General features: G+C 67.9%; 14 protein-coding genes. 7 read left to right on the forward strand and 7 right to left on the reverse strand.

The window, feature by feature from the left end:
• The first annotated feature begins 66 nt into the window (after positions 1-66).
• On the forward strand, positions 67-984 hold the full coding sequence (locus ABRZ00_RS04085) for a LysR family transcriptional regulator (RefSeq protein ID WP_368644470.1): 918 nt from the start codon (positions 67-69) through the stop codon (positions 982-984).
• Positions 985-1,023: 39 nt separating this feature from the next.
• Here ABRZ00_RS04085 and glmS read toward each other — a convergent pair whose 3' ends face one another.
• Positions 1,024-2,856 carry a glutamine--fructose-6-phosphate transaminase (isomerizing) gene (glmS, locus tag ABRZ00_RS04090; protein ID WP_368642788.1) on the reverse strand — a complete coding sequence of 611 codons (1,833 nt, stop codon included), beginning with the start codon at positions 2,854-2,856 and terminating at the stop codon, positions 1,024-1,026.
• Positions 2,857-3,095: 239 nt separating this feature from the next.
• Here glmS and ABRZ00_RS04095 point away from each other — a divergent pair, with 239 nt between their 5' ends.
• From ABRZ00_RS04095 to ABRZ00_RS04105, 3 genes are all read left to right on the forward strand, one after another.
• Positions 3,096-3,572 carry an Lrp/AsnC family transcriptional regulator gene (locus tag ABRZ00_RS04095; RefSeq protein WP_343837867.1) on the forward strand — a complete coding sequence of 159 codons (477 nt, stop codon included), beginning with the start codon at positions 3,096-3,098 and terminating at the stop codon, positions 3,570-3,572.
• Between the two features lie 279 nt (positions 3,573-3,851).
• On the forward strand, positions 3,852-5,465 hold the full coding sequence (locus tag ABRZ00_RS04100) for a DEAD/DEAH box helicase (protein WP_368644471.1): 1,614 nt from the start codon (positions 3,852-3,854) through the stop codon (positions 5,463-5,465).
• Between the two features lie 56 nt (positions 5,466-5,521).
• Positions 5,522-6,703 (forward strand): class I SAM-dependent methyltransferase, encoded by a 1,182-nt coding sequence (locus ABRZ00_RS04105; RefSeq protein WP_368644472.1) that lies wholly within the window; start codon positions 5,522-5,524, stop codon positions 6,701-6,703.
• Positions 6,704-6,749: 46 nt separating this feature from the next.
• Here ABRZ00_RS04105 and murI read toward each other — a convergent pair whose 3' ends face one another.
• Positions 6,750-7,556, reverse strand: coding sequence for a glutamate racemase (gene murI, locus ABRZ00_RS04110; RefSeq protein WP_368641024.1), 807 nt, complete (start codon positions 7,554-7,556; stop codon positions 6,750-6,752).
• Between the two features lie 76 nt (positions 7,557-7,632).
• A complete protein-coding gene (locus ABRZ00_RS04115; protein ID WP_368641023.1) occupies positions 7,633-10,665 on the reverse strand; it encodes an autotransporter domain-containing protein in 3,033 nt (1,010 codons plus the stop codon).
• A gap of 306 nt (positions 10,666-10,971) precedes the next feature.
• Here ABRZ00_RS04115 and ABRZ00_RS04120 point away from each other — a divergent pair, with 306 nt between their 5' ends.
• The gene (locus tag ABRZ00_RS04120; RefSeq protein ID WP_368641022.1) at positions 10,972-11,931 is read left to right on the forward strand and encodes a TAXI family TRAP transporter solute-binding subunit; all 960 of its coding nucleotides are present in this window, start codon (positions 10,972-10,974) and stop codon (positions 11,929-11,931) included.
• A 24-nt stretch (positions 11,932-11,955) separates the two neighbouring features.
• A complete protein-coding gene (locus tag ABRZ00_RS04125; protein WP_368647847.1) occupies positions 11,956-14,019 on the forward strand; it encodes a TRAP transporter permease in 2,064 nt (687 codons plus the stop codon).
• Here ABRZ00_RS04125 and ABRZ00_RS04130 read toward each other — a convergent pair.
• Together ABRZ00_RS04130 and ABRZ00_RS04135 are read right to left on the reverse strand one after the other, a co-directional pair.
• On the reverse strand, positions 14,016-15,161 hold the full coding sequence (locus ABRZ00_RS04130) for a CCA tRNA nucleotidyltransferase (protein ID WP_368641020.1): 1,146 nt from the start codon (positions 15,159-15,161) through the stop codon (positions 14,016-14,018). The two genes, ABRZ00_RS04125 and ABRZ00_RS04130, sit on opposite strands and share 4 nt — an antisense overlap.
• On the reverse strand, positions 15,158-17,212 hold the full coding sequence (locus tag ABRZ00_RS04135) for a transglycosylase SLT domain-containing protein (RefSeq protein ID WP_368641019.1): 2,055 nt from the start codon (positions 17,210-17,212) through the stop codon (positions 15,158-15,160). The genes ABRZ00_RS04130 and ABRZ00_RS04135 overlap by 4 nt, the downstream gene beginning before the upstream one ends.
• 118 nt (positions 17,213-17,330) lie before the next feature.
• Here ABRZ00_RS04135 and ABRZ00_RS04140 point away from each other — a divergent pair, with 118 nt between their 5' ends.
• Positions 17,331-17,960: a 5-formyltetrahydrofolate cyclo-ligase gene (locus ABRZ00_RS04140; protein ID WP_368641018.1), complete on the forward strand. Its 630-nt coding sequence runs from the start codon at positions 17,331-17,333 to the stop codon at positions 17,958-17,960.
• 48 nt (positions 17,961-18,008) lie between these two features.
• Here the strand turns inward: ABRZ00_RS04140 and metF are convergent, their stop codons facing one another.
• Positions 18,009-18,857, reverse strand: a complete 849-nt coding sequence (gene metF, locus ABRZ00_RS04145; protein ID WP_368641017.1) for a methylenetetrahydrofolate reductase [NAD(P)H] — start codon at positions 18,855-18,857, stop codon at positions 18,009-18,011.
• A complete protein-coding gene (locus tag ABRZ00_RS04150; protein WP_343837841.1) occupies positions 18,854-19,189 on the reverse strand; it encodes a phage holin family protein in 336 nt (111 codons plus the stop codon). The genes metF and ABRZ00_RS04150 overlap by 4 nt, the downstream gene beginning before the upstream one ends.
• Between the last annotated feature and the right edge of the window lie 26 nt (positions 19,190-19,215).

Below are 19,215 nucleotides of genomic sequence, written 5' to 3' on the forward strand. Positions count from 1 at the left end.
CCCATTAAACGCAGTTTCCAACTATCATTCAAACAGTTTTTATTCATCGATTCATAGGATGATCCGATGGAAGTCACACTGCGCCAATTACGCGCTTTTGCGGCGCTGGCCCGCACCGGGGGTTTCACCCGGGCGGCTGAATCCCTGCACATCACTCAATCGGCGCTCAGCGGTCTGATCAAGGAACTGGAATCCCAGTTGGGCGTGCGCCTGGTGGACCGCAACACCCGGCGCATCCAGCTTTCGGAGGTCGGGCGCGAATTCCATTCCGTCGCCACCCGCATCCTGCGCGACCTGGACGGCGCGCTGGAGAACATCGACAACCTCAAGCGCCTGCAGCGTGGCATCGTGCGCATCGCCGCCCCCCAACTGATGGCCAGCACCCTGATCCCGGAAGTCATCGCCAGCTTCCAACAAGCGCATCCCGACATCCAGGTCCACCTGCTGGACTGCGCCGTCGAGAACGCCATCACCCAGGCGGTGCGCGGAGAAGTGGACATCAGCATCGGCCCCCACCGGGAAGGGTTGGCCGATTTGGCGGCCGATCCTCTCTTCGACCTGCCGTTCATGGCCGTGTTTCCGCCCGGACATCCGCTGGAATCCTTGCCGCGCATCCGCTGGACCGACCTGGTGCGCTATCCCCTGATCGCTCTGCAAGGCCAGTTCACCGACCGGCTGGCGCTGGATCTATACCGGATGGCCGACATCCCCGCCATCCATCCCAGCCACGAGGTGGCCTTCATGAGCACCGCCCTGAGCATGGTCAGCGCGGGCCTGGGCGTGACCGCCGGCCTGCCTTATGCGCAAACCCTGGTGGATCTGTACGGTCTGCGCATGCGTCCCCTGCTCGATCCCGTGATCCGCCGCCAGTTCTTCATCTACAGCCGCCTGCACGCCAGCCCGCCGCCGGCCACCCAGGCATTCGTGCGGCACCTGCACGAGCATGTGGGCGAACGGGACTGGGGCGCAACGGCGGAGGCCTGAACCCTCTTCGAGCGCCTGCGCGCGGGACCCGCGCCCCGCTCACTCCACCGTCACGCTCTTGGCCAGGTTGCGCGGCTTGTCCACATCCGTACCGCGCGCGCAGGCGGTGTGATAAGCCAGCAGTTGCAACGGCACGGTATGCAGAATGGGCGAGAGCTTGCCGTAGTGTTCGGGCATGCGGATGACATGCATGCCCTCGGCGCTGGCGATCTGTGAATCCGCATCGGCGAAAACGTACAACTCGCCGCCGCGCGCGCGCACTTCTTGCATATTGGACTTCAGCTTTTCCAGCAGCTCGTCGTGCGGGGCGATGGTGATGACGGGCATGGCGTCGGTGACCAGGGCCAGCGGGCCGTGCTTGAGTTCCCCGGCGGGGTAGGCCTCGGCGTGGATGTAGCTGATCTCCTTGAGCTTGAGCGCGCCTTCCAGGGCGATGGGATAGTGCATGCCGCGCCCCAGGAACAGCGCGTTTTCCTTGCTGGCGAAACGTTCGGCCCAGGCGATGATCTGCGGCTCCAGCGCCAGCACGGCGGACACCGCCGCCGGCAGATGGCGCAGGGATTTCACCGCCAGTTCTTCGGCGGCGGCATCCAGGCGGCCTCGCGTCTGGGCCAGCGCCAGGGTCAACAGGTACAGGGCGGTCAACTGGGTGGTGAAGGCCTTGGTCGAGGCCACGCCGATTTCCACGCCCGCGCGGGTGATGAAGGCCAGCTTGCATTCACGCACCATGGCGCTGGTGGCCACGTTGCAGATGGTCAGGGTCTGCTCCATGCCCAGGCCGCGCGCGTGCTTGAGCGCCGCGAGGGTATCGGCGGTCTCCCCGGACTGGGAAATGGTGACCACCAGGGTGCGCGGATCGGGCACGCTGGTGCGGTAACGGTATTCGCTGGCGATTTCCACATTGACGGGGATGCCGGCCACGGATTCGATCCAGTAGCGCGCCGTCAGGCCTGCGTAGTAGCTGGTGCCGCACGCCAGGATCAGCACGCGGTCGATGGCCTGAAACACGGCGTGCGCGCCATCCCCGAACAGCTCCGGCATGACGGCGTCGATGTCTTGCAGGGTGTCGCCCACGGCGCGCGGCTGCTCGAAGATTTCCTTCTGCATGAAATGCCGATAGGGGCCGAGTTCGGCTTCACCCGTGTGAACCTGCACGGTGTGCACGTCACGCTCCACGACCGCGCCCTGGGCATCCGTGACCCAGACCCGCGACAGTTGCAGATCCACCACGTCGCCGTCCTCCAGGTACATGATCTGGTCGGTGGTGCCGGCCAGCGCCAGCGCATCGGAGGCGAGATAGTTGCCGTCGGCGCCCCGGCCGACGACCAGGGGCGAGCCCTGGCGCGCGCCGACCACGCGGTGCGGCTCTTCGGCGCAGAACACGGCGATGGCATAGGCGCCCTCCAGACGGCGCGCCGCCTGCTGCACGGCGGCGTACAGGTCGCCGTCATACAGGTGATCCACCAGGTGGGCGATGACTTCGGTGTCGGTCTGGCTCTGGAAGGCATAGCCGGCCGCCTGCAGTTCCGCCCGCAGGACGTCGTGATTCTCGATGATGCCGTTGTGCACCAGCGCGATGCGCGGCGCCTCCGGGTCCAGCCCGGAAAAATGGGGATGCGCGTTGTGCGTCAGCGGCGCGCCATGCGTGGCCCAGCGGGTATGGGCGATGCCGGTCAGCCCCTGAACATCGTCCTGCCCGGCTTGCGCCGCCAGTTCGGCGACGCGCTGGGTGCTGCGCACCCGCTGCAGGCCAGTGCCCGTGTGCACGGCCACGCCGCAAGAATCATAGCCCCGATATTCAAGGCGGCGCAGGCCTTCGAGCAGAACGGGAACGATATTGTGCTGCGCCACGGCGCCGACGATGCCACACATGGACATGCTCCTGGTTCGGAATGACAGGGGCCGGCAGGATGCCGGCCTGGTTTTGCGCTATTGTGGATCGGCATGGAGGAAATTTGATTTCTATTTTCCATCCATAATGAAATATAATTTTTACTATTGATAAGAATGAAATTTAATTTCATATCAAACACCTATTTGAATTCCATCGAACAAATCCAGGCTCGATGAATCGCTCCTCCTCACACCTGTTGCAAACCGGAAACACCCCCATGCCCCTGATGGAACTCGACGACCTGGACCGCCGCATCCTCGATGTCTTGCAGCGGGACGCCGCGCTCAGCAACCAGGATCTGGCCGCCCGCGTGCACGCCTCGCCGCCGACCTGTCTGCGGCGCGTGCGCCGCCTGACGCAGGCCGGGGTGATCCAGCGACGGGTGGCGATCCTGGATCCCGCCCTGATGGGCGCAGCCCTGACCGTGCTGATCGAGGTCACGCTGGATGCCCAGGCGGCCGACCAGGCCGACGCCTTCGAGGCCCGGCTGCTGGCCGAACCCGCCATCCAGCAATGCTATCCCGTCAGCAGCGGGCCGGATTTCATCCTGGTGGCCCTGGTGGCCGACATGGCGGCCTACCAGGCCCTGGCGTTGCGCTGCCTGACGGGCGACCCGCGCGTGCGCAATGTGCGCAGCTTCTTTGCTACGCGGCGCAGCAAGTTCGACACCCGGATTCCGTTCGCTGCCGCCTGATCCGCCTCCTGCGTTTCAACACCGATCCAACACGAGCAAGACAAACCACAGGATTTGCACAACCGCCCATTGACTCAGGGAAATCCCCATGTCAAACTGCCGGATTGCTTGTTTTCTGACCTTCTGACCTCGGTTTCACGCCAAGTGCGCCGTTAGGGTTGATTCGGTCGGCACATGCGACTGATTCTTGCCCGGCAGACATCCGCGGCAGCAACCCAGCGGGGACGCTCATTCGCTCCCTGCGGCACACCGTCCGCCTTCGCGGACGCAAGGAAACCTATGTCCTTCGACTCCCTGGGGCTCAACCCCCAGCTCGTGGCCGCCCTGCGCGACCTCGGCATCGACACCCCCACCTCCGTCCAGTCCGCCGCCATTCCGCAGGCGCTGGCCGGCCACGACCTGATGGTCTCTTCGCAGACCGGCAGCGGCAAGACCGCCGCCTTCATGCTGCCCGCCCTGCAGCGCCTGAGCCACCGCGCCGGCGCGGGCGGACGCGGCGTGCAGGTCCTGGTCCTGACGCCGACGCGCGAACTGGCCATGCAGGTCGCCGACGCCGCCCGCTCCTACGGCAAACAGATCGACGGCCTGCGCATCGCCACCGTGGTCGGCGGCATGCCCTACGGCGCCCAGATCAAATCCCTGTCGCGCCGCGTGGATGTGCTGGTCGCCACCCCGGGCCGCCTGATCGACCACCTGCAAGCGCGCCGCGTCAACCTGTCCACCGTCCAGACCCTGGTGCTGGACGAGGCCGACCGCATGCTGGACATGGGTTTCATCGAAGATATCGAGACCATCGTCCGCAGCACGCCGGACGAGCGCCAGACGCTGCTGTTCTCGGCCACGCTGGACGGCACGGTCGCTCATCTGGCCGCGAACCTGATGCACGATCCCAAGCGCATCGAGATCACTACCCATCGGCAGAAACACACGAATATCACCCAGCACCTGCTGTACGCGGACGACAAGGCCCACAAGCTGCGCCTGCTGGACCATCTGCTGCGCGATGCCAGCCTGGATCAGGCCATCGTCTTCACAGCCACCAAGCGCGGCGCCGATGACCTGGCCGACCACCTGAGCGAGGAAGGCTTCGCCGCCGCCGCCTTGCATGGCGACATGAACCAGCGCCAGCGTACCCGCACCCTGGGCCTGATGCAAAAAGGCCAGGTCCGCGTCCTGGTGGCCACCGATGTGGCCGCGCGCGGCATCGACGTGCAGACCATCAGCCACGCCGTGAACTACGACCTGCCCCTGCAGGCCGAAGACTACGTGCACCGCATCGGCCGCACCGGCCGCGCCGGACGCGACGGACAGGCCATCACGCTTGCCGTGCATGCGGAGCGCCACAAGGTCCGCCGCATCGAGCACTTCATCGGCCAGGCCATCCCCATGGAAACCATCCCCGGCCTGGAGCCGCAGCGGTCCGTGCGGCCCACCTACAGGGACAAGCCCGCCCGAGGCGCACGCCCGCAAGGCGGCAAGCCCCATGGCAAACCCTGGCACAAGGACGGCCCCGCCAGCGGCGCCGCGCCGCGCGCGCGCAAGCCCTGGCAGCAAGACGGCCAAGCAGGCGCCGACACCCGCCCTGCCTACGCCCGCGGCAAACCCGCCTGGCAGCAAGACGGGCAGGCCACCGACGACACCCGCCCCGCCCGCGCCCGCAAGCCCTGGGAACAGGACAAGCCCGCCTTCTCGCGCCCGGACCGCGGCGAAGGCCGCCCCAGCTTTCACCCCAAGGCCGACCGCGCGCCTCGCAGCGCCGCGCCGCGTCAGGGCCGTGATGGCGACGGGCCGCGCGCGGCCCGGCCCGCCGCCGGCAAGACCGGCGCCAAGCCGGCCTTCAAACGGCAAGCCCGTCAGGACCAGGCGCGTGCGCCGCGCCCCCGCTTCGCCTGATCCGATCCTCCGGGCGCCTTGAGCGGCGCCCGGATACGTCCTGTTATGCTTCGCGCATGATCGAACTGCCCGCCGTTTATACGCCCTCCGGCCTGCCCGAGCCCGACGACGACGCACGCGCCCACGGCGCCCGCGTCCAGGCCATGCTCGTGGAACGCATCCGCGACGCCGGGGGTTGGCTGCCGTTCGAGCGGTGGATGGAAGCCGCTCTGTACGCTCCCGGCCTGGGCTACTACAGCGCGGGCAGCGCCAAGTTCCACCGGGACGGCGATTTCACCACCGCCCCCGAAACCAGCCCCTTGTTCGGCCGGGCGCTCGCCCGCCAGGTTGCCCAGGTGCTGCAGGCCAGCGCATCCGCCCGCGTCCTGGAGTTCGGCGCGGGATCGGGCGCTCTCGCCGCCGCGCTGATTCCCGCCTTGCGGGAGCAGGGCGTCGAAGTCGAATACGAAATCCTGGAACTGTCCGCCGACCTGCGCGCCCGCCAGCAGGACCGCCTGTCGGCCTGGAAAGGCCGGGTGCGCTGGCGGGATGCGCTGCCGTCGTCCTTCAATGGCTGCGTGATCGCCAATGAGGTTCTGGACGCCATGCCTGCCGTCCTGTTCCGCTGGAACGCCGCGGGCGCGGCCGAGCTGCTGGGCGTCGCCCTGGATGCCCGGCCCGAGGCCGTCGCGCCCTTTCGCTGGGCGACCCGCGAAGCGCCGCCCCCCACGGCGGCGGCGCTGGCCGCCCGCATGCCCGCCCTGCCCGGCTATCAGTCGGAAATCAACTTCCAGGCCGAGGCCTGGGTGCGCGACATGGGCCGCTGGCTGCAGCGGGGCGCCGCCCTGCTGATCGACTACGGCTTTCCGCAAGCCGAGTACTACCACCCCCAGCGCCTGCGCGGCACGCTGATGTGCCACTTCCGCCACCATGCCCATGACCAGGCGCTCATCCTGCCCGGCCTGCAGGACATCACCACCCACGTGGACTTCACCGCCATGGCCGATGCCGCGCTGGACGGCGGGCTGAGCGTGCTGGGCTACACCTCCCAAGCGCGCTTTCTGATGAACGCGGGCCTGATCGACCTGATCCATGCGCCGGGCGACGACCCCGCACGGCGCGCGCGCCAGTTGACCGCCCTGAACACGCTGCTGTCCGAGGCCGAAATGGGCGAATTGTTCAAGGTGCTGGCCCTCGGCAAGGGTCTGGATGCGCCCTTGCTGGGCTTTGCGCGCGGGGACCGGCGCGACCGGCTGTAGTCCGGCGCCACGGCCCCGGCGTCCAGGCCGGGAACGGCCTGCCCGCCTACCCCACCTTCAGCCCGAAACTGTTCATCAAGCGCCGCGTGGCGAAGTCCGGCTGGCCGCCGGTGAACAGCGCCGCATCGTCCTGCGCCGGATGCAGGGCGTCGGCCCGGCGGGGCAACAGGCTGCGGGCGCGCCGGGCGATGGCCTCGGCAGGGTCCAGCCAGTCCACGGGCCAGGGCGCCAGCCGCCTGAACACATTGACCATGAAAGGGTAATGCGTGCAACCCAGCACCACGATGTCGGTGCGCGCATCGCCATCCCGCGTGAAACAGGGGGCGATCTCGGCCGCCACGGCTTCATCGCTCACTGGCAGGCCGCGCACATAGGCCTCCGCCATGCGGGCCAGCCGGGGCGAGCCCACCAGATTCACCTGGCACTGCGAAGCGAAGGACTGGATCAGGTCGCGCGTGTAGTCGCGCTGCACCGTACCCGGCGTGGCCAGCACGGACACCCTGCCGGAATGCGTGCGCTCGGCCGCCGGCTTGATCGCCGGCACGGTGCCGACGAACGTCATGCCCGGATATGCCGCCCGCAGCGCAGCGCCCGCCACCGTGAATGCGGTATTGCAGGCGACGATGCACAAGGCCGGGCCGTGTTCGCGCAACAAGCCCTCGAACAGGCGCACGATGCGCTCGCGCAAGGCGCCTTCATCCCAGCCCCCATAGGGAAACCCGGCATCATCGGCCACGTAGACAAAGCGCCGCTCAGGCATCAGGACGCGGGCCTCGCGCAGCACGGTCAGGCCGCCGATGCCGGAATCGAAAACGAGAACGGGCCGATCCGGACCGGCATTCAGTTCAAGCATGAGGAATTCTGTGCGGAAAAAGAGGATTGTCCTCTTTTTTGAGGACGGCGGGATGCCGAGGCGAGGCGGCCGGCGCTCAGAATGCGTGATTCACCTGGACGTGCAGACCGTGATCCCGCACCCCGCCGCCCAGGCGGCCGGCATAGCCGATCTCCACGTGCGTCGTGCGCGTGCGCGCCAGGCTCGCGCGCGCCTCCAGCTTGAAGCCGTCGCGCGCGGCCGGCACGCCCGAGACCTCGAATGCGGGCCCGCCGGCATACGCCAGCCGCGCTTGCGGGGACAGGCTTCCCCAACCGTGGATCCAGCCGGCCTCCGCCGTCAGGCTCAGATCGCCGGCGCCGGTCTCCAGGCGCCAGTCCGCGCGCACGCCCAGCGTCGTCTCGGTGCTCGCAGACCGGCCCGGACGCCCCGACAGCGCCACATCGCCGTCTTCGTCGAATCCGCGCACATGCTGCCAGGCTCGCGCCGCCTCGGCATAAGGTTCGATGGCGGCCGCGCCCAGCGCCATTGCATACCCGAGCCGGGCGAACACCTGCGTCGTCCGGCCATCGTAACGCGCCGTCTGCCGGCCCGATCCCGCCACGGCCACTTCGCGGCGCGTGTCCGCCACATGCCAGGATTGCCCGACGCCGCCGCGCAGACGCCAGCGTCCGAAGACCAGGCCCCCGTAGGCGAGCGCATGATAGCCATCGAGTTGCGCTTCATTGCGGGCTTCCGCGCGCACGCGCGCTCGCGTGTAGCCAAGCGCCACGCCCGCGCGCGCCCCCGAATTCCACGACACGTCCCGGCCCACCATCAGCCCGTTTGTCCGCCGGTCCGCGTCCTGGGCCACGCCGGCGCCATCATGCCGGCTCCAGGCGACCATCGTCCGGCCCCACAGGCCGTTTCCTTCCCGCGCCGCCGGCGCGAACGAGCCGCCGTCCATCGCCAGGCGCCCCATGATCTCGTCGCGCATCCAGCGGGCCTCTTCGAACAGCATCGTGCGCACGGTCGCATGCAGTTCACCCGAAAGCTGATCGTACAGATCCGGCGCCCGCCCGGCGTCGCGCAGACCGATCAAGGCCTCGTACGGAACGGCCCCCACCCCCATGGATTCGATCGCTGCCGCCGCGCCGCGCTGATTGGCCGTGCGCCCCAGCGAAGCGAACGACGCCGCATTGCGGGTCACGGCCAGATCGAACTGCCCCGCCGCCGGCTGGAGCAGGCTCAGATCGGCGAACACGTAATCATCGCGCAGCGACAGGCCTGGCCCCGTCACGTTCCCCGCGACCGTCATGAAGGTCACCGTGCGTCCCAGCGATCCGCCTCGCAGCCCCAGCACCTGGATTTCGCCGCCCTGCAGATCGGCATCGCCCTGGACGTCCAGCAGATCGGCATGGCCCGCGTCGTCGATTTCGATCTCCAGGACGGAGCCGGGCGCCTGGACGTAATCGCCCGCCACCGTCAACGTTCCGATCGAATTGCCCGGCGCCACTCGGCCGAACGTCACGGTCCGCCCGGCCGTGCCGGTTCCGCCCAGCGTCCCGCCGGGCCGCACCGTGAAGGCGGACGCGCGCGTGTCGCCGTTGACGGCCAGGCGCCCGCCTTCGATGATCGTATCGCCCGTGTAGGTATTGACACCGTCCAGGACCAGGGTGCCCGCGCCGGCCTTGATCAGCCCGCCGTCGCCTTCGATGTCATTGCCGAACCAGGAGTCATAGCCTTTTGTATCGGCCCGGAACATGGGCGCAAAGCCGTCCGCGCCGAATGATCCCGGCCCCCGGATCGCCTGGCCCAGGTCCAGCAGGCCGCGGCCGTAGATCTCGTGATCCGCATAGAGCCCGCCATCATTCGTGGTCGTCAGGATGACTTCGATGATCTGGCGCGCGCTCATGTAGGGAAAGGCCTGGCGCAGCACGGCGGCGGCTCCCGCCACCACCGGCGCGGCCATCGAGGTGCCCTGCATCGTAGCGTAATACCCTTGGGCGGGATCGGGGTGCGTGGACCAGATCGGCGCCTCCGGCCCGTAGACGGCCGCGTGGTCTCCGCCCGGGGCGGCCAGGCACCACATCGCCGCCTGGCCGCAGCGGTTGCTGTAAGAAGCGATTCCGCCCGCCGACCCCACGGCGACCACCGACAGCATGCTGCCGCCCAGGCCGGAAAAATCCAGACTGCGGACGCGCTCATCCGAAAAATCCAGGACCGCATAGGTCGCAGGATCATTCTCATCGGTGCCCGCCGCCGTGTCGTCCACGAAACGGAACATGGGGTCGATGCCGGACGGCTTGTCGATGAAGAACGACGGCGTGATCAAGTGGTACATGCCATAGCCCACGACATGGGAGGCCTGCTCCGGATATCTTGCGTAGTCGTTGCCGGCGGCAAAGACCATCAGGATGTCGGCATCCGCGGCCCGCCGCAGGGCCGCCGCCTGGGTCTGCAATTCGCTCAGAGGCAGCTTCTGGTATTTCAGCAGCGGCCCGCCCACATTGTCCCAGTAACCTGGATTGGGGCTGCCATCCTCAAGCGTCACGGGGGGCGTGGCATCCGGCCCATAGCTGCCGTTCAGCACCCGGGCGCCCTGGCGAATGGCGTAGTCGATGCCCGGCCCGTCGAGATCCGTATCAAGCCGCACGGCCAGCAAGCGGCTGTCGTAGGCGACGCCCTGCATCTTCGCGCCGTCCCGCGCCGCGCCGATGATGCCCGCCACATGCGTACCATGCCCATCGATCTGGCCTCCGGCGTCGAGTTTCGTATCGGAGAAATCCCAAGCCGGCTGATCCGGATGGAAATTCCATCCACCGGCGACACGCCCGGCGAATTCAGGATGCCGGGCATACAAACCCGAATCCAGCACGACCACCAGGACGCCCTTGCCCGTATAGCCGCGCGCATACGCATACTGGGCCTTGATCATTTCAAGCGCGCCGCTGGCCCGGAATTCCGCATCCACGAAGCCGGCCGAATCAGAGGGGAAGTCACCGGGCGCGGCGGATGCGGCGGCGGAGATCCCCAGGCCGGCCAACAAGGCGATCAGGCGCTTCGGCAGGGATGCCCGGCGGCGCAAAGGCAATCGAACGGGCAGGGAAACGGCGGCGGCACGGCAGCCGGCTCGCGGAAATGGCGGCATGGTCTGATCCGTGATGATCGGCAGGCCGGCAAGAGGCACGGTCTGCCGGCATTTTTGCAAAAAGAAACAGCGCTCCCTACCCGAGAAAACCCGCGTTCACAGCAGGGATTCATGCGCTTCACGGGACATGAGCCAGGCCCGCAGCCGCGCCCGCTGCGGTTTTCCAGGCGGCGGAACCTGCTTTAAATGCGGATTGACGCTCATGACCTCGCAGGTTAAACCTTCAAGAAACCACCCGCACCGTACGGGTAAATCCAACATAAAAAATATCGCGCCATCCGCGCGACCCCACCCAGGAGACCTTCCGTGAACCCCGCGAAACTGCTTGCCTGCGCACTCTGCCTTTTCCTGTCTGCCCTGCAGCCCGCCGCCGCTGAAAACATCTCGATCGGCACCGGCGGCACCGGCGGCGTCTACTACCCCGTTGGCGGCGGCATCGCCGCCATGCTGTCCAAGAAAGTCTCCGGAATGGAGGCCACCGCCGAAGTCACCGGCGGGTCGGTCGACAACCTCAAGCTCCTGTCCAACGATCCGACCTACATCGGCTTTTCGATGAACGACGCCGCCCAGGACGCCTATCGGGGCGAAGGCAAATTCAAGGGCGCCCCGGTCGATGCGCGCACCTTGATGATCCTGTATCCGAACCGCCTGCACCTGGTCACGGTCGAGGGCCGCGGCATCGCCAAGATCGCCGACCTCAAGGGCCATCGCATCTCCACCGGCTCTCCGGGAAGCGCCACCGAGGTCATGGCCCTGCGCATGCTCGAAGCCGCCGGTCTCGACAAGGACAAGGATGTGGAGCGCGAGCGGCTGAGCGTCGCCGAATCCGTGAACGCCACCAAGGACAACAAGATCGACGCGTTCTTCTGGGTGGGCGGCGTGCCCACGGCCGCCGTCACCGACCTGGCCAACACCCCGGGCACCAAGCTCATGCTGATCGACAACGCCGACCTGGTGCCGGCGATGAACCAGAAATACGGCAACCTCTACGTCCAGGACGTCATCCCGAAAGGTACCTATCGGGGCATGGACAAGGACTACCACCTGGCCAGCGTCATGAACGTGCTGGTGGCCAATGCCTCGATGCCCGATCAGGTGGCCTACGACATCGTCAAGACGATCTTCGACAGCCGCGAAGAGCTGATCGCCGTGCACAAGGACACGGCCGAATTCAAGCTCGAAAACCAGAAGGCCGCCTCCTCGCCGATCCCCTTCCATCCGGGCGCGGTCAAGTACTTCAAGGAACACGGCGCCGCCTTCGACTGACGCGCCACGAGGAAAGACGCCCCGATGACCGACTCCCGAGAAACCGAAGTCACCGTCAGCGAAGAGGCCCTGCACAAGGCCGAGCAATACATCGAGGAAGAAGAAGGCGCCGCCAACCACCTGGCCGGCTGGCTGGGCGCCTTCATGGCGACCGCGGCGGTGGCCATGTCCCTGTTCCACTTGTATGCCGCCTATTCGATCGTCCCGACACAGACGCTGCGCCCCATCCACGTGGGTTTCGTGCTGAGCCTGTCGCTCCTGCTCTTTCCCGTCGCCCGCCGCTTTCGCCACCGCATCATGTGGTGGGACTGGCTGGCCGCGCTGCTGTCGGTCGCCATCGTGGTCTACCTGATCCAGGGTGGCGACGACTTCACCGACCGCAACACGCTGCCCAACGGCTGGGATGTTTTCTTCGGCGTCTCACTGATCCTGCTCGTGCTGGAAGCCATGCGCCGCACCATCGGCTGGATCCTGCCGGTGATCTCGATCTGCTTCCTGCTCTACGCCTTTCTGGGCCCCTACCTGCCGCACCCCTGGACGCACCGGGGCTACGACATCGGCCGGCTCGTCGGATTCATGTACATGACACTGGAAGGCATCTACGGGGTCGCCGTGGACGTCTCATCCTCTCTGATCATCCTGTTCACGATCTTTGGCGCCTTCCTGCAATTCTCCGGCGCCGGGCGGTTCTACATCGACTTTTCCTTCTCGGCCATGGGCGGCAAGCCCGCCGGCGCCGGGCGCACCGTCGTGCTGGCATCCTTTCTGCTGGGCGGCCCGTCGGGCTCGGGCGTGGCCACCACGGTCACCCTCGGCTCGGTCGCCTGGCCCATGCTGGCCAAGGTCGGGTACGAACGCAACGCCGCAGGCGGCCTGCTGGCGGCCGGCGGCCTGGGCGCCATCATCTCGCCGCCCGTCATGGGGGCGGCCGCTTTCATCATCGCCGAGTTCCTCAAGATCTCGTATCTCGATGTCCTGCTGATGGCGGTCATCCCGACGGCCTTGTTCTATCTGGCCCTGTTTCTCATGGTCGAAATCGACGTGCGCAAGTACGGCATGGGCCGCACGATCTTCAAAAAGGCGGACACGGTGTGGAACCTGACACGGCACTACTGGTTTCACTTCCTGTCGCTGATTTCGATCGTGGTCTTCATGCTGATGGGCTTTTCACCGGTGCTGGCGGTGTTCTGGGCAACCATCGTGTCCTTCCTGACCAGCTTCCTGCGGCCGGACACGGCCATGATTTCTCGCGAGCTGTTTCGCGACCCGGGCCAGACCTGGCGGCTTTTGCGCCAATCGCCGCTGATCCAGGCCCTCAGGGCCGGCTCCGAAGGCATGCTGGGCGTGGGTGCCACCTGCGCCGGCGCGGGCATCATCGTGGGCGTGGTCACCCTGACCGGGCTGGGCTTGAAATTCAGCGGCATCGTCATCGACTACGCCGGCGGGTCGCTGTTCCTGACCGCGGTCTACACCGCCCTGGTGGTCTGGATCATCGGCCTGGCGGTGCCCGTGACGGCCTCCTACATCATCTGCGCCGTCATCGCCGCACCGGCGCTGATCAAGCTGGGCGTGCCCGACTTCGCCGCCCACATGTTCATTTTCTACTACGCCGTCCTCTCCGAGGTTTCACCGCCCACGGCGCTGTCGCCCTTCGCCGCTTCGGCCATCACCGGCGGCGATCCGTACAAGACCACCATGCAATGCTGGAAATACACCATCCCCGCCTTCCTGGTGCCCTTCGTGTTCGTGCTGGATCCCAGCGGGCAAGGCCTGCTGCTGACGGGTTCGACCCGAACCCTGGCGACGGCCGATGCCTGGTCGATCCTCCAGGTCACCCTCACGACGGCGGCCGGCATCTTCGCGCTGGCGACGGGATTCCAAGGCTGGCTGCGTATCCGCACCACCCTGGCCGAGCGCTGCCTGCTGATCGCGGCCGGCTGCGCACTGGTCTATCCCGGCCTGGAGTCTCATGCGATCGGCTTCGGGCTGGGATTCATCGCACTGGTGCTGCACTGGCGCCGCGCCCGTTCGGGCACACCGCCGGGCGCGGGCCGGACCGGCCCGCAGGCAACCGGCAGGCCGGGCTAAGAGACCGCCTGCAGCACCTGCATCCGTGCCGCGCGCAACGCGTCGCGGATGCGACCCGGATCGCTTCCCGCCGCGCGGGCGACCGCACCGGCATCCACCGTGCGCACCGCCGCCAGACGCCGCATCCAGGCAGCCGGATCGATGTCGCCGCGCACGCAATCGGCCGCCGCCAGCAAAGCTTCGAAGCGATCCGGGCGGCGAAGCGCATCGCAGGACTCCAGCAGCGCCAGCCAGACGGCGGGACGCTCCGAGGCCTCCCGCTCCGCCGCACCGGCGGCGGCCAGACGGTCCAGCAGGCCCGGCAGCAAGCGCGCCAGGTCGCGGCAGGCGGAAGGCGCCCGCAACCGCTCCTGCAGCCCGGGATCCGAGCTCCGGCAAAGCAACGCGTAGCGCTGGGCCAGATCGAGGCCCAGGGCCGCGCCCCGGGCCAGCCCGGCGGATACATCCGCATTCCACACCAGGCCCGGCGCCACCCGCTCCAGCGCCCCGCACGCGGCCAGCACTTCCGGCATGCGGCCGGGATGATCCGCCATCAAGCCCTTGGCGAATTCCTGCCAGACGCGCTCGGGCACCAGCGCGTCGACCTCGCCGTCGCGCACCAGCGCGCGGCACAGCTCCAGGGTTTCCGGGGCGATGGAAAAATCATGGAAGCGGGCGGCGAAGCGCGCCAGCCGCAACAGGCGCACCGGATCTTCGACGAAGGCCGGCCCCACATGGCGCAGCACGCGGGCGCGCACATCGGCCGCGCCGCCCAAGGGGTCGATCAGCGTGCCGTCGGGCGCGCGCGCGATGGCGTTGACCGTGAGATCCCGGCGGCGCAGGTCTTCTTCGAGCGTGACGTCCGGCCCGGCCTGAAAGACGAAACCCCGGTAGCCCCGTCCGGACTTGCGTTCGGTGCGCGCCAGGGCGTATTCCTCGTGGGTGCGCGGGTGCAGGAACACGGGAAAATCCCCGCCCACCGGCGTAAAGCCGCGCGCCGCCATGATTTCGGGGCTGGCGCCCACAACCACCCAGTCGCGGTCCCCCGCAGGCTGGCCCAGCAGCGCATCGCGCACCGCGCCGCCCACGATGTAGACCTCCAGGCCCTCGATGGCCGGATCGCCCGCGCCCAGCCGCTGTCCCCCATCCCGCGCCAAGCTCACGGCCGCGCCGTCCGCGTCCCGCTCAAGGGGCTGACGGTGCCCAGGCGCGTCTTCAGCGAATCCGGCTGGCCCGAGAACATCATGGCGTAATAGACCGCATTGGACAGTACGTTCTTCACGTACAGGCGGGTCTCGGTAAAAGGGATCGTCTCGGCGAAGATCGCCCCTTCGACCGGCGCGAGGAGCTGGGCCCGCCAGCGTTTAGGCCGGCCCGGCCCGGCGTTGTAGCCCGCCGTCGCCAGCAGTTCGGAGCCGTTCAGATCCTGCAACACCATGTTCAGGTAATGGGTGCCCAGGATCGTATTGGTGTCGAAGTCATTGACCTGGCTGGGCTTGAAGTCTTTCATGCCGATCTTGCGCGCCACATGGCGCGCGGTGGCCGGCATCAGTTGCATCAGGCCGGACGCGCCCACGCGCGAGCGGGCATCGGTGATGAAGCGCGATTCCTGGCGGATCAGGCCGTAGACCCAGGCGGGGTCCAGATCGATGAGGCGGGCCTTGGCGGCCACCTGGCCCTCGAAGGGCGCGATGAAGCGCTGGCTGAAATCGGCCACGTCCTGCGTCAGTTGAGAGGTATTCACCACCCGGTCGTAGATGTGCTCCTCGCGGGCGAACTCCGCCGCGCCACGCAGTTGGGCGTCGCTCATGCCGCGCAGGGCGAAATTCCATTCGGGCACGGCTTCACGGCGCCAGCCCAGGTCGAACAGCGCCACGGCGCGCTGCAGACCGGCATTGGCGCGGGCCTGGGCGACCCAGGCCGGATCCAGGGGGGCCGGCTGGGCGGGCAACGCCGGCGTGCGGCCGAGTTCTTCGGCCGCCAGCAAACCGTAGAAGCCCTGGTCTCCGACGATAGACTCATAGTATTGACGCGCGGCTTCCGTATTGCCCTGGGCCGCCAGGGAGCGGCCGTACCAATAGCGCCAGACGGGTTCGTCGGCCTGACGCGCGCTCATCTTGCGGATGGCGGTCGCCACCCGGCCCCAGTCGATGGGCGCCGCCCGCAGCTCGGCGCGGACTTCCCACGCGTGGTTGTAATCGGTCATCGGCACGAAGCCGGACTGGCGGTACCAGCGCGCCGCTTCGGGATCGACGTTCAAGGCGGCCACCAGGCCGAATTGCCCCCAGACCCATTGCAGGTCGGCCTTGGGCATCCAGCCGGCCCAGCGTTCCTGGATGTAGCGGGCGGCTTCGGCGCGGTCGTCGCTGCGCGCCAGGCGCGACAAGGCGATGGCGGCAAGCTCGAAATCGACGGCGGCGCGCGGTTGGCTGCGGGATTCCAGCCACTTGCGGGGATTCTTCATCAACGCGGCGTACTGCACCACGGCCGTATCGTCGAAGACCACGCCGGCCATGCGATCAGCATGGCCTTGCTTGCCGGTTTCCAGAATATCGCGCAGCAGGCCGTTCAGTTCCTTGCGGCTGAGCACATGGTCGGCCGCCGCCTGGTCCAGCAGATCCCAGCAGTCCGCATTCGGCTGGAACACGTCCAGAACCTCAGCCGAGCGGGCGTGCTTGCCGGTCTGGTGGCGCGACAGCAGCAAGGCGCAGCGCACGGAGGAGAAAGGATCCGCCACCGCCGGCACCTGCAGCGCCTGGGCGTAGTTCCCGGCGCGCGCGGAAGCCAGGATCCAGTCCGAGCGGATGCGTTCGTTCAGATAGGTGCCCGCCGAGTCGGCCAGGAACTGGCGTACTTCGTCGTCCGGGACGGGACGGGCGCGGTTTTGCAATTGGTTGCGCAAGGCCCAGTAGCGCGGATACAGGCCCAGCACCGGATCGGCGGCGGCCAGCGGCGCCAGGCGGTCGAGATCGGACCAGCGCCGTTTCTGGACCGCGTCGTAGGCGTCAAGCACGGCCTGACGGGCGGCGGGCGGCACGGAGACCGGCGGGGACGCCTGGACGACAGGCGGCGCGGGTTCGGGCGTCCTCGCCGGAGCAGCCGCACCGGCGGCCGGCGCGGCCAGAACGACGCTGGCCGCCTCGCCCGCCTGCCGTTCAGACGCCGTGGGCGCCTGGGCGCCTGCGCACCCCGTCAGGCCGAGCAGAATCGCCACGCCCCAAGCCGGGAACGCCTGGCGCGTCCGGGACGCGGTCTGCCCTGCATCTCCTGCGAATCCCGGATATCCTAGAGTGCTCCACTGCATAGCCACCCACCTCAAAACCAGTCACGACATGAATCAGAACGCACAGGATAACGCAGCCGCCCTGCGGGCGCGACTCAAGGGGCTTCGCGCGGGGATGCCGCCCCAGGACCGCGACCGGGGCGCCCTGCTGATCCGCGGCCGTCTGTACACCTGGCTGGCGACCAATCGCACCCGGCTGCGCGAATCGGGCCGCCCCGATGTCCGCTGCATCGCCGCTTTCTGGTCCATGGCCGACGAGCCCGCCCTGCAGGCCCTGCTGCGCCAGTGGGCGCAGGATGAAACCTTGACGGTCTCGCTGCCGGTCGTCGCCGCACCCGGCCAGCCGCTGCAATTCCGCGCCTGGACGCCGGACACCCCCATGAAGCCAGGGGCCTACGGCATCCTGGAGCCCGAAGGCCCGGGGGCGCCGGCGCCCGATATCGTGCTGGTGCCCACGCTGGGCTATACGCGCCAGGGCGACCGCCTGGGCTACGGGGGCGGCTACTACGATCGCACGCTGGCCGCGCTGCGGGCAGCCGGCCATGCCTTCACATCGGTCGGTGTGGCCTGGGCCTGCGGCGACCTGAGCGCCGAACCCTACGCGCCGGCCGCGCACGACATGCGGCTGGACACGGTCCTGACCGACAAGGGCTGGGCCGTGCCGGCGCCGGAACTGTAAGCAGGACGATGCCGAAGGATGGCGCCGCCCCGCCCGGAAGGGATCGGATCAGGCTTCGAGCCCCAGATTGGCGCAGATCTGCGCCACTGAATCGGCGTTGTTCAGGGTATAGAAGTGCGCCCCCGGCGCGCCTTGCTCCAGCAGGCGTTCGGTCAGGCGCGTGACGACATCGATGCCGAAGGCGCGGATGGACGCCTTGTCGTCCCCGAAATCCTGCAGCCGCAACCGCATCCAGCGCGGAATTTCCGCCCCGCACATGGACGAAAACCGCGCCAACTGGGTGTAGTTGGTGACCGGCATGATCCCCGGCGTGATCGGGATGTCCACCCCTTGCGCGCGCGCCCGGTCGACGAAGTCGAAATAGGCGTCGGGATTGAAGAAATACTGGGTAATGGCGCCGTCGGCGCCGGCCCGGACTTTGTCCACGAAGTGCCGCAGATCGGCTTGCGCGCTTTCGGCCTGGGGATGCATCTCGGGGTAGGCGGCGACTTCGATGTGGAAATGATCGCCGTAGTGCTCGCGCACGAAACGCACCAGATCGACGGCATGATGCAACTCGCCCGTGTCGCCGCCCATGCCCGAGGGCAGATCGCCGCGCAGGGCCACCAGCCGGCGGATGCCGCGCGCGCGGTAGTCGTCCAGGATGACGCGCAGATCCGCGTGCGTGGCGCCGATGCATGAGAGATGCGGCGCCACGTCGACGCCGAGGTTCTGCAGCATCTGTACGGTGTCGGCCGTGCCGGTGCGGGTGGAACCGCCCGCGCCGAAGGTCACGCTGACGTAGGCCGGCCGCAAGGCCGCCAGCCGCTTGGCGGAGCGCACCAGGCGCTCCTGGGCGGCGATGTCGCGCGGCGGAAAGAATTCCAGGCTGATGACGAAGGGGGAAGAAGCGCTCATGAGGCCAGCAACCCCGCCAAGGCCGTGGAGACGAGGCTGTAGACGATCGCGCCGATCACCGCCCACCAGAAGCCGTCCACCTGGAAGCCCTTCAGGATCGAGCCCGCGAACCAGAACACCAGGGCATTGAGCACCAGCAGGAAAAGACCCAGGGTGACGATGGTCAGCGGCAGCGTCAGCAGAATCAGCAGCGGTTTGACCACGGCGTTGAGCAGGCCCAGCACCAGCGCGGCAATCAGCGCCGAGCCGAACGAGGCCACGGTGATGCCGGGCAGGATGTAGGCCACGACCAGCAGGGCCACGGCATTGAGTATCCAGACGAGCAGCAGCATGAGGGAACTCCCGGAGATGGATCGGT

Origin of the sequence: Castellaniella ginsengisoli, assembly GCF_040955415.1 — a bacterium.
Taxonomy (GTDB): Bacteria; Pseudomonadota; Gammaproteobacteria; order Burkholderiales; family Burkholderiaceae_B; genus Castellaniella; species Castellaniella ginsengisoli.

Coding starts and splice junctions, on each gene's coding strand:
- ABRZ00_RS04150 (WP_343837841.1), bottom strand. CDS start 19,189: ATGCTGCTGCTCGTCTGGATACTCAATGCCGTGGCCCTGCTGGTCGTG.
- ABRZ00_RS04085 (WP_368644470.1), top strand. CDS start 67: ATGGAAGTCACACTGCGCCAATTACGCGCTTTTGCGGCGCTGGCCCGC.
- ABRZ00_RS04100 (WP_368644471.1), top strand. CDS start 3,852: ATGTCCTTCGACTCCCTGGGGCTCAACCCCCAGCTCGTGGCCGCCCTG.
- metF (WP_368641017.1), bottom strand. CDS start 18,857: ATGAGCGCTTCTTCCCCCTTCGTCATCAGCCTGGAATTCTTTCCGCCG.
- ABRZ00_RS04115 (WP_368641023.1), bottom strand. CDS start 10,665: ATGCCGCCATTTCCGCGAGCCGGCTGCCGTGCCGCCGCCGTTTCCCTG.
- ABRZ00_RS04105 (WP_368644472.1), top strand. CDS start 5,522: ATGATCGAACTGCCCGCCGTTTATACGCCCTCCGGCCTGCCCGAGCCC.
- ABRZ00_RS04140 (WP_368641018.1), top strand. CDS start 17,331: ATGAATCAGAACGCACAGGATAACGCAGCCGCCCTGCGGGCGCGACTC.
- ABRZ00_RS04095 (WP_343837867.1), top strand. CDS start 3,096: ATGCCCCTGATGGAACTCGACGACCTGGACCGCCGCATCCTCGATGTC.
- murI (WP_368641024.1), bottom strand. CDS start 7,556: ATGCTTGAACTGAATGCCGGTCCGGATCGGCCCGTTCTCGTTTTCGAT.
- ABRZ00_RS04125 (WP_368647847.1), top strand. CDS start 11,956: ATGACCGACTCCCGAGAAACCGAAGTCACCGTCAGCGAAGAGGCCCTG.
- glmS (WP_368642788.1), bottom strand. CDS start 2,856: ATGTGTGGCATCGTCGGCGCCGTGGCGCAGCACAATATCGTTCCCGTT.